The sequence below is a fragment of the Methylobacterium sp. J-030 genome (genome assembly GCF_022829545.1).
Classification (GTDB): Bacteria; Pseudomonadota; Alphaproteobacteria; order Rhizobiales; family Beijerinckiaceae; genus Methylobacterium.
Map to the genome: position 1 here is coordinate 85,775 of NZ_JAKSYM010000341.1, position 10,581 is coordinate 96,355.

Consider the following 10,581-nt stretch of genomic DNA (forward strand, 5'->3'; position numbering starts at 1 on the left):
ACGCCCCACAGCCCTTTGTCGGGCCTATACAGCACAGCTTCGCGTGACTGGCTACGGCTCGTACACCTTCAGGTTGTCGCAGCGCCGAGAGTATACCACCGCGGTCCGGGCTTGCCGGGTCATGTGGCACTGATCGATGCGGCCGCGGACGCCGTTGCGCCGGCGTCGCGGTTGGGCTAGGGAATGGCCACGGCCTGCACCCGTAGCTCAGCTGGATAGAGCGTTGCCCTCCGAAGGCAAAGGTCACACGTTCGAATCGTGTCGGGTGCGCCAATCTTAAGGTTCTGATTTCCTTATAGATTTGGCTTTTAAGGTTCCGTCGACCAAGCCCATTTTCGATCCGTCTGTCACACTGGCGTCACAAGCACGGTGGGCACGGAGCATGGCTACGATTCGAAAGCGCGGGCAAGCGTGGCAAGTTCAGATTCGCCGCGACGGGTTTCCCCCGATCACCAAATCGTTCCGTTCGAAGGCTGATGCGGACGGTTGGGCGCGAGAAACTGAGCGTCAGATCGAAAATGGTGGTCGGCCGAGTGGGACCCGGACGGCGAATAAGCTTACCATGGGCACCCTCCTCCTACGCTATGAGGCGGAGGTCACGAGCGGTAAGCGGGGGCAAAGGTTCGAAGCATCTCGCATACGGACTTTCCTGCGCTCTCCGCTCGCGAATGTAGCGGCGCATCGGCTGACGGCCTCTATGATAGCGGCTCACAGGGATGAACGTCTCAAGACCGTGAAGGGGGAGACCGTTCGTCGGGAACTGACGGTCCTGCGACACTGTATCGAGACCGCCCGAAAAGAATGGGGTATGCCGTTCGTTGGAAACCCTGTCCGCCAAATCACCCTCCCCTGCCCGTCGAAGGTAAGAGGTCAAAGGCTTCCACAAGGGGCCGAAGCATCCCTAATGGCTGCCTTATCTAAAACTAGAGCGTGGTATCTCCGGCCCTTCATCATTCTTGCGCTTGAGACAGGGATGCGGCGCAGCGAAATACTTGCGCTACAATGGAATGCCATCGATTTGGTGAGCGGGCTTGCCGTCTTGGAGTTGTCGAAGAACGGATATGGAAGAACTGTTCCACTGACGCCAAAAGCGATAGAGATACTGACCGAACTGCCACGTAACGGAAAAAATGTATTTCCGATAAAGGCTAACGCGGTGAGATTGGCATGGGAGCGTCTTCGTAAGCGAGCTGACCTGGACGATATAAAAATGCATTCAATGAGGCATGAAGCTATCAGTCGAATGTTCGAGATTGGATTGACAATACCGGAAGTTTCCGTCGTAAGCGGGCATCGAACACTTTCATGTTTGCAGAGATACACCCATTTGAAGCCCGAAAACGTGGCTGCGAAGCTGGCGCGGCTGTCTGGGCAATCCTCGTAACTATTACAGGCGGCGAGGCGCGCTATGGTTGTCATATCGCTACCTATCGTCGGCTGGGTGGGGAAGGGCTACTACTATAGCAGTAGCGACGGGCGAGCAGGGTTCCCCGGACAGTTTGCACGCAGGTTTATGACGGGCCTATGATGCGCATAACTTCTAGGCATTGTAGGCCCATAAATAAGACTTGACGCAACATCAACATTCCTGTATATATCACGTTATTGCTTGCGCTATCCATCAGGCGCCGGACTTTTTGTTCGGCGCTTTTTCTATCAACCCAATCAGCTTTGATCGATTTGAAGGGCCGTGAGTCCAAACGATTTTGCTTGTCCAATTAAAGGTAATGATATTGTTAGAAGATACAATAATTCACACTCCGCCCGAACTGTCCTTTCGCGACAGTATGGATGATGAGCGTCAAGCTCGGATCGTGGCCCGGCCTGATATTCATTCGTTCGGCGCCATCAAACTGCATCAGCCCATCAATCTTAGTTACGTGGCAGCAAGAGCCGGTGCAGGAAAGTCGACGGCATACATAGAAATCGCCACCGGACGATCGGAGGATGGGAAGAACACCCTCATCGTCGTTCCAACCGTCGCGCTATTGTTTGAGCTACAGAAGGTCATATCGATCACGGATCCGAAGTGTCGCGTTGTGGTGTTTCACAGCGACGATGGCTCTGACGTGTCTGTCTCTGCGCAGGTCTCGAAATACCTGCGCGAGGAATGGTGCCCCGGTGATATCCTCATCATTACCCATCAGTGTTTTCTCAACTTACCCTACTTCGACGGTAAGGCACGTTGTAAACTGCTAGTCGATGAAAATATTCCGACCTTTGATACTGGGACTTTGAACCTGCACGTCAACCATGGACTTATCACGGACCATATCGAGATCGTGGATGCAGGGCCGGTCCATGGCAAGATCAAGATTGTCAATAGAACGGCGATCAAGCGCATCGTGGACAACAAGAACGATGATGCTGTTTACCGTAGTCTGAGACCGTTGTGCTCGCTGTTGATGCGAGATGACTGCGCTTACTATGTCTCGATCAAACAACTGAATGATTTGAAAAATGGCCTTAAACCAAAGGGTCAACTGACGATCTATGCCTTTCGCGGGCCGGATCGTTTTGTCGGGTTCGATGGAGTGACGTTCGCTTCGGCGTTCTTCGCGGACACCTTCACCTATCATCACTGGAAGAGCCTTGGGGCGAACTGGCGCAAGGATGAGGATGTGGCAGAGAGGCTTCTACGGCCAGTCCATCCTGAGAATTCGCGCTTGGTGATCTACTACGGTTATGAGGGTCGGAACTCAAAGAGCCTCAGAGACCGATTGGAGAAGGCAGGGAACGGAGAGCTGCGGGAAACGGCCGTCCAGGTGATAGGTGGAGAGCCCTTCCTGTATTTGGAGAACAATGACCGACGCGACAGTAGCCCTCTAAACGCATGCCCTAATGGTAGGCGTCTTCCACCTGTATCGGCTGGACAGAACGGTTTCAGCGACGTTCGGCACGGGGTCATCCTCATTGCGACGAACTATGACCCCGGACAGGCTGATGTCCTCTCACGGGTAGCTGGGTTTGATCGTGAGAAGCAGAACCGAGCGATGGGGGACACGCTCTATCAGGCGTTCATGCGCGGCTCTCTCAGGAATGATGAGATCGACGGGGAAACGCGATGGGTGGTGGCGTGTGAGGAAGACGCGAGACTGCTATCCGAACGATTCCCTGGATCAGTAGTGAAGGCTCTCGGTCTGGTGCCGGTTGTAAAGAAGAAAGCGGGACGACCTCGAAAGCACCAGAACGATAACGAACGAAAGAGGCATCACGAACGAACCAGGGAAGGATCATCGGCGCTTCGCGCGGACTTCGTCCGTTACATCGCACCTGCAATTACCGAGGATGTCGTTTTCTTGGATAAACAGGACGAAACTACTTATAAGACTATAGGTGATTTCGTCCGCTATTTCCGTGGTTCTTATTTCGATCACATGAGACGAATCGATCCGAAAATCATCTATAGGGAGGAAGATCAGTTCTTTGATTTCTTACGGAATATGTCTTCACAGATACACGAACAAAAAGACGACATACCCTGTATCACCGGTGCGCTTTTCGATCCAAGAATCAATAATGGAGGAACACGAGACGGGACGACTGTTCTCATAACTCGTGGTCTTTGGTTGGATATCGAGGGCGGAGATCTGACAGTCAAGGATTTCGAGCAGTCTTTTCCTCAATTACAGTTCATCGCCTATAGCACTTTCAATCACACGAAACAGGATCCACGTTTCAGGATCTATATTCCTACCAATAGAGCCATGTATGAAGACGAGAGTGTATCGATCTATCACGAGATTAAACATACACTCAAGTCATTTGGATGGAAACAGGGAAAGAGAGTAACCGCGAAGCGTGGCGTAAGCCATACCGATAGATTTGATGGCATTGATAATCGTTCTGGACCTTCACAGCTTTCTATTCTTCCCTGCCAGTCCAATGATCGTAAGGCGAGTTTCTTCGTCGAGAGAACCGAAGGACGACAACCTCTCGACGTTTCTATCTGGCTTAAACAGAAGTCATGGATGGAGAATGATAACGATTTCTTCGATCTACCTGTTCCCCATGACTCAACCGGGGAAACGGTTCTGACAGAGGAGCAGCAAATAATAATTACAGACGCGATGCACCGATGGGAAACGCACGGAAGGCTAAGGGGGAATGGTCACAGAGGAATCTTTCTTCTTTCTCATTCTCTAAGACGCGCCAAGCTTTCGATATGGGAAATTAGAAGTCAGCTTCTCGATGCTGCGTCAAAAGCAACATCACCGCTAGATCGGAAGGCAGATGTAAGGCGGATCACGAGAAGTATTCAGTCAGGTAAACTTTAAATCCTAATCCTCAAAAATTAATACCCGTAATGTCAGAAGACATTACGGGTATTTGCAATTTTAATGGGCAAAATGAATGGAAAGATGCTGGTTGATGAGCAATGAAAGCGATAGCAGATAATTTATACTTTCATTGCGCTTCATACAAATGCGATAAATGACGTAATTCGTTTAAAGTTGTCGAGCAATCGATTGTAGCTCAATCATACATGTCATTAGATGAGCTTCCGAAAAATGTAATCCACATTTCGTGCATCATTAGGTGATTGAGGGCATGTTTCATAGCCCTTGGGGAATTCAAGCAGGCATGTACTGGTATCTCCAGATGAATCATCCAAATATCGTTCTCGGATGGGATCCTAATTTCGAGCAAAAATCTCAAAGATGGAGACCAGAAGTTCTTCATGTATCATCGAAGATCGACTTTATGACGGAGTTTTGCTTATATTTAATTGGAAAGAGTTATTTATTGTCAAGCGCCGCAGGTTATACTGCGACAATTTGTGCAATACTCACTGAATGCAATGTGGGCGTACACGCAATACGTCGTGTCATCGCGGCGTATATGAATATATGACAACTGGATGCTCATATGACTGCTGTTGCTCTATATCTCCACTTCAGTGATCCCAAGAAGGCTGCGGCTGTTCGTATCGGATTGGAGGCGGACGGAACAAAAATCCCGGTTATCGCAGTCAAGTTGCCCAACGAAGATCATGCCAAATCTGAGCAGACGCGCGACGCTGTTTTGAATGCGCAGCCTGACATCAAGGTCACTCTCGATCACCGCGAGATGAGCATCACGAGCGGCTACATGAGCGCGTTCGGAAGTTCCATCACGATATCACTTACGATCGAGATCGAGGGGGATGGACTTCTCGATATACTGCAGTTGAGCAACCGCCTCGGCGTAGCAGGGCATATCTGCTCACTTGAGAGCCACTCTAATTTCACTTTCGGTGAAAATTAGCGCGACAGTAGCGTCGATTTGGAGTTTTTTCCTGACTGCGCTAGAACCCCAGGACCAAAACAGTTGGTCCTGGGGTATTTAAGAGTAGTGTTCGGCTCAAAGGTTGCCCTAGAATTGCACGTACTCTTCCCGGTCGGCCATGCAACCACCCATTCTTCGGCTCTACTGTAGTTGGGGCGATAATGGAATCAGTGGCCTACAGCCTTCCACTGTCTCCTACTGTTTACTCAGGAAGGCGATAGGAGCGCGTAGGATCGTCACCAGCGGCCGCAAACGATTCTGGGCATCACAGACACGGCCCTGATTGCTCAAGCCGTTCCTGATCGATCCTACGCGATGAAGGGGCGGGAACAGGGACAGCGGCTATCCATCTCCCTTCTGTCCCTCGCATCGGGGCTCCCGTTATCATTACGACCAACGACACTGCCGGCCATCTAACCGACCTTGCGCCTACCGTTACGATCACAGGATCGTCCACCTACAGCCGCCCACCATCCCCCGCCGTTCATTACGGATGGGGGTGGGAGCGCATAGGATCGTCACCAGCGCCACGATCGGTTCTGCGCATTTGCGGTTTGCCCTGGGCCGTCCAAGTCGCTCACGTGCCTTCCTACGCAATAATGAGTTTGCAATAGGGACTGCGGCGACCTACCTCTGCTCGTCCCCGCGATCACCGTTTTCATTATTATTCCGGTCGAAGAGCAAACCGATCACCCCACCGGCCTTTGCGCCCATCATCACAACGATAACGAGCTTGCCCACTGACCTCCGACTTGTTGTCCCGTACTGTTCGCTCAGGATCCCCCCAGAATACATACAAGCATCACACGCGGCCACGAACGGTTTCAAGCAGCCGATCACCCGTAACGATTCTCGGCGATACTGAGCGGTTTTTGGACGATGATTGAACATGAGGGGAATAGCGTCACAGCTTCCCGTCAAAGCCACGCTTCGGAATGATAACGGGAATCCTGGGTGTGAGACCACCATCCCGCTTGATAGGCTCGTATAGTTCCGCGACCCCGCCCTCCGAGCGTCACTGACCAGCCAAGGATATCGTTCGAAATGCCAGCCCTTGACGCTGTTCTAACTAGACCATTCTGCACCCATCAAATTGAGTTTCGAGTCGATTCAGTAGCGCCGACTGCGAAATCAACTGATCCACAGACTATAGTTGTAGCAGTGAAGAACGTCGGATTCGCCGATTGTGCGATGTTTGCTCTGTCGACCATTAGCTTCAAATATAAGAAAGACCATACCTTACCGATAACGGATCGCAGAAGATATGATGCCGACGATCTCGCGAAGGGGAAGCAGAGGCGATTGCCAAGTACATACGGAAAATGAAATCGTTTATATTTCACAAACACAACTGATCAAAAATTCGTTTCGAGTCTATTATATGCGATTTCGAGCATGTCTGCACTTGATAAAACTATAATTGCTTAAATAGCGCCTTCCATTGCGACCGACTTAGTCGGTTATCAGCACAAAAAAGATGTAGACGCTAAAGCTGAATTGATATTATTAATGGCAGTCATTCGAGTTTCGCTGCCACCTATGGGATAAGAAATGAAGCTGGCACAATTCTGGGGTCGTTTGAAGCCTGGACAATCAATATTTGGGTACAAGACTGACCATTTGTCAATTTCAATAGAAGATGCCGAAGTTATACTGCTAAGATCAGCCGAGGGCGGTCGAACGATCTCGCCAGATATTGTGATTCCAATTCAGGCCGCATTGGATGCCAACCGGTCAAATTCTCTAACGCCTGAGCATGTAGCTGCATTTCAAGCTGCGTATGCGTCGCTTATGAAGCAGGCATATGATATTAGTGTGAAATCTATTGCTCTATCCCGAGATACATTCGAAGATATAATTGATGACGCGGAGGTATTAGTAAAATATGCATCGGAGACAGGGATTGCTGTTCCCGCATCTGATCTGACAAACATTTTTGCTGCACGAGACGAGCTTCAAACTGGCTCCTTTGATATCTCGACGAAGTCTAATTTCTATGCCTCTTATAGCGTTGTTACCAAACTGCTTGGCGATGTAACGGCAAACACAATTCGCAACTGTTCCTCCGAGAGTACCAGGGCTATACTTCGAAGAAATCGGGTTTGGGCGATCTCGATCACAGTAATTGCGACTACCATATCCCTACTTACGTTTGTTCTTGACTCGACATCAAGCAAAATCAAAGAAGATATAGACTCAGCTTCATCGTTGGCAGCCAAGCTCAGGCTTTCATTCCCTGGCGGCACCAATAGTTTTGCAGTAAACCCATGTGCCGAGATATATAAAATTGTAGCTTTACCCAATGGAGTGCACATAAGCGAGGATGATATACAATTACTACAGTCTCTGAGTAGCAAAATTAGGGAAATACACAATAGATCAATCAAGTTGAATATCACAATGAGAAGTGTTGAGTGTGATCCGATACCAAGCTGTTCACAAAATACAGATTACTTAAGGGCTAAAAGACACAAAGATAGAAAATATCTCACAGAGGTGCAGCCAAAAAACGAAATGGACTCCCGAGCACAGCTCGAAATAAATCCTGCTATTTCTAACTATGCTGCGGACTCGCTTTGCAAAATAAGAACGCTTCAAGAAGTCCGAAGTTTTGCAGAAAATGTGCGGGACAATTATGGGGCATTGTACGGAGGAATAAGCTCATACGCGTTACCAATTTTATATGCTGTACTTGGCGCGTTCGCCTACAGACTTAGAACATTTTCTGAAACTATACGTCGGCGTACTTACCACCCATCGTTCTCTGATTCTGCTCGGATGATTACTGCCGTCATCGCCGGGGCAATATCAGGGATGGTAAATCCAGCTCATAGTCTATCGCTTTCTCCTCTAGCAACTGCATTCTTGGTTGGTTATGGGGTCGAGATTTTTTTCAAGTTTCTGGACTCACTTGTTAATGCGTTTGGTACCTCGTCGAAATAGTTCGTATCTGTAATACGGACATCTCAAGGTTGCGAAAGTTTACGATGCCGTTGCGAGTTGATTAATACCAAAGCACGTTCCCGTCGCGCTATTCTTTCCGTCGAGATACCGCCGACAGAATCGTTTCATCAGGTTGCGTTCGTTCAACTCAACACACGCTATGAATGAGTCGGCCAGACACAGGGCCATCTAGGTATCGTCCGTCCACTGCCCGGCCAACAGATTGAACGGTCCGCCTCCTACCATGTCAGTTGCAGGCAGTTTGGCGTCCCGCGGATCGAATTCCAGCGTGGTTCCGAGCGCAGCCCCCACCGCGAGACCAATGAAAGCGCCCAACACACGGTCACGAACGGCATCAGACATCGAATGCCCCCTGCCTGAGAACGTAAGCTTCCTGCTCCGGTGTCTCTATCGCTCCCGGTCTAGTGGCGCGAACCCGTTCCATCGTCCTCCTAGGATCGTCGCCCATCATCACGAGGAGTTTGTCCGCCACCAGACCCGCACGACCGAGGCCGCCCCTACAGTGAACCACGACTGACCCGCCTCCTTGTAATTGATCCGTCAGGCGTGGGCCAATCGTTTTCCAGGCCGCTTCGAACGCCGGCCCTGGAATAGAAACATCGGGGATTGGAGCGTGCAACCAGACCATGCCCGCATCCCGCACGGCCTCAGGCAACCTACGGACCTTCAATAGATAGAATTCGTGCGGTTCAAGCAGGGTGAGAACGCATGACGCACCCCACGTCCGGATGGCCTCTATGTCTGCGATTAGGTCACGCTTCCATGGACCGCCGACTGACGATGGATCCACCTTGCCGGGACAGAGCGTAATACCAATTCGGCCGCCTTGTCTCCAACAGGGATTGTGGCGATCTGAAGAGGATGGGTGACTGATGTTCGAATCGATCGTTTGGATCTAGGTAAGCTATGCGATCCGAAAACAGCAAGTCCCGTATGCCAAATATCATCCTCTGTCATGGTGTCTCCTATCTTGACACCATATCATAACAAACAGGGAATGATAGCGAAGAGATGGCAGTCTTATCAAACATCTGACTGAGCGTGTTCGACCATCGCCGATGCTAATGATACCAGTAGACGCTGATCGTTACTAGAAAGCTGAGAGAAAATTGCATTGAGACGGGCGCGAAGATCGATAGATTTGCTGTCTTCCATGGTATCATCAACAATAGAAACCATTGGCACCTTGGTGACATCGCATATCGTTTGGATCGTATCGAGGCCGGGCAGGCTCACGCCACGTTCAATGTTGCTGACGGCTTCCTTCGTACGATCGATGCGCTCAGCCAACTGGCTCTGCGTAAGCCCCGAAGCCTCGCGGGCTCTCTTCACCCTCAGTCCGACGATGTGGCTCAGGTCGTGCTTCATGGAATTAGCTCGGCTCTGACTCCCTGGTTGTGGGACGAACCAAACTTTACCAAACCGGTTCCCAAGCGGATTTCCACTTCGACCTTTCGGGTTTGGTCGTATCGTAGGGCTGGTTCTTGCACCTGGTTCGGAATGCGGCCGGGTTACTCCGCTGTCAGGGCCAGAGACATTTCGCAGGCTTTCGCTGTGTCGCCGGTCAATCTCGAACACTCGTCGAGACGGTGCCGGTACCACAGGGCATAGAGAGCCGGAAAAACAGCGGGGTTAGGAACGTAGCTATAAACAGGCCGCCAAGATGGTGATCGCCATCGGTCTCCAGAAGGCACTCCGCGACTGCGGGATCATCGCTAACACTGCAGCAAGGGCAGTCAGCGGCACATGGATGATGGCGCTGATCACCCGCCGGTCGTCCACGCGCTCCTTGCCCCGCGTGTCATTCGGCAGAAGCGGTTCGATCTTCGCAAACTGCTCGTCCCTCAGCCAGAAAGGGTCCATGAGCGCCTCCCGTAAGCGCCGCGAATCACACCCTAGCCGTCCGCGCCACCGTTATGGGTCCCAACGCTACAACGGCTCGACGTTCAAAGGGGCACATTGAATACACATACCACTGGGACAGAGACGGAACTCACCATGCTAGTGCGCTGCAAAACAATTGGCCTGCTGCTGGCTGCAGTCAGTAGTCCAGCCCTATCACAGGGGTACCCGGAGCCTACCGGTAGCGCTGCAGTACGCCTCACGGCGTGCGGTAATGGAGGCAGTTCGACCTGCGATCGACTGGTCACCCGCCTCTGTGATCCGCCCCCATCGAAGTGGTCCGCCCTGAGGTATGGCCTGCGGGTTAGTGGAGTTGACCCCGTTTGTGGTCCACGGCCTATGCAAGTTCTCGGGCTGTGACAGCTTGGTCGGCGAAGGCTCGGGGCGTCAAGCCGCCCAGGGCCGTGTGGGGTCGATCTTCGTTGTAGTGGCACCTCCATTCCTCGA

At 51.2% G+C, this 10,581-nt stretch carries 8 protein-coding genes, 1 tRNA gene and 2 pseudogenes; 5 read left to right on the forward strand and 6 right to left on the reverse strand.

Annotated features, from left to right (window positions below; translation table 11 throughout):
• The first annotated feature begins 196 nt into the window (after positions 1-196).
• The 5 genes from MKK75_RS26530 to MKK75_RS26550 all read left to right on the forward strand — a co-directional run bounded on the left by MKK75_RS26530 (position 197) and on the right by MKK75_RS26550 (position 8,211).
• Positions 197-273, forward strand: a tRNA-Arg gene (locus tag MKK75_RS26530).
• A 631-nt stretch (positions 274-904) separates the two neighbouring features.
• The gene (locus MKK75_RS26535) at positions 905-1,384 is read left to right on the forward strand and encodes a site-specific integrase (protein WP_244045484.1); all 480 of its coding nucleotides are present in this window, start codon (positions 905-907) and stop codon (positions 1,382-1,384) included.
• Between the two features lie 403 nt (positions 1,385-1,787).
• Entirely contained in the window at positions 1,788-4,277 is a 2,490-nt protein-coding gene (locus MKK75_RS26540; RefSeq protein ID WP_244045474.1) for a DEAD/DEAH box helicase family protein, read from the forward strand.
• A 592-nt stretch (positions 4,278-4,869) separates the two neighbouring features.
• Positions 4,870-5,247 (forward strand): hypothetical protein, encoded by a 378-nt coding sequence (locus MKK75_RS26545; RefSeq protein WP_244045475.1) that lies wholly within the window; start codon positions 4,870-4,872, stop codon positions 5,245-5,247.
• 1,572 nt (positions 5,248-6,819) lie between these two features.
• Complete coding sequence (locus MKK75_RS26550; protein ID WP_244045476.1) at positions 6,820-8,211, forward strand: hypothetical protein; 1,392 nt, start codon at positions 6,820-6,822, stop codon at positions 8,209-8,211.
• A 189-nt stretch (positions 8,212-8,400) separates the two neighbouring features.
• Here MKK75_RS26550 and MKK75_RS26555 read toward each other — a convergent pair whose 3' ends face one another.
• From MKK75_RS26555 to MKK75_RS26580, 6 genes and pseudogenes are all read right to left on the reverse strand, one after another.
• Complete coding sequence (locus MKK75_RS26555) at positions 8,401-8,574, reverse strand: ADP-ribosylglycohydrolase family protein (protein WP_244045477.1); 174 nt, start codon at positions 8,572-8,574, stop codon at positions 8,401-8,403.
• Positions 8,567-9,022 carry a cyclin-dependent kinase inhibitor 3 family protein gene (locus MKK75_RS26560; protein WP_244045478.1) on the reverse strand — a complete coding sequence of 152 codons (456 nt, stop codon included), beginning with the start codon at positions 9,020-9,022 and terminating at the stop codon, positions 8,567-8,569. Before MKK75_RS26560 ends, MKK75_RS26555 begins: the two co-directional genes overlap by 8 nt.
• 233 nt (positions 9,023-9,255) lie before the next feature.
• The gene (locus MKK75_RS26565; protein ID WP_244045479.1) at positions 9,256-9,600 is read right to left on the reverse strand and encodes a helix-turn-helix domain-containing protein; all 345 of its coding nucleotides are present in this window, start codon (positions 9,598-9,600) and stop codon (positions 9,256-9,258) included.
• 143 nt (positions 9,601-9,743) lie between these two features.
• Positions 9,744-9,978 (reverse strand): annotated as a pseudogene (locus MKK75_RS26570) (hypothetical protein); the annotation flags it as partial.
• Positions 9,976-10,095, reverse strand: a pseudogene (locus MKK75_RS26575) (IS5/IS1182 family transposase); the annotation flags it as partial. The pseudogenes MKK75_RS26570 and MKK75_RS26575, both read right to left, overlap by 3 nt.
• 376 nt (positions 10,096-10,471) lie before the next feature.
• Positions 10,472-10,581: transposase (locus MKK75_RS26580; RefSeq protein WP_244045380.1), on the reverse strand; the 110-nt coding region annotated here is incomplete at its 5' end.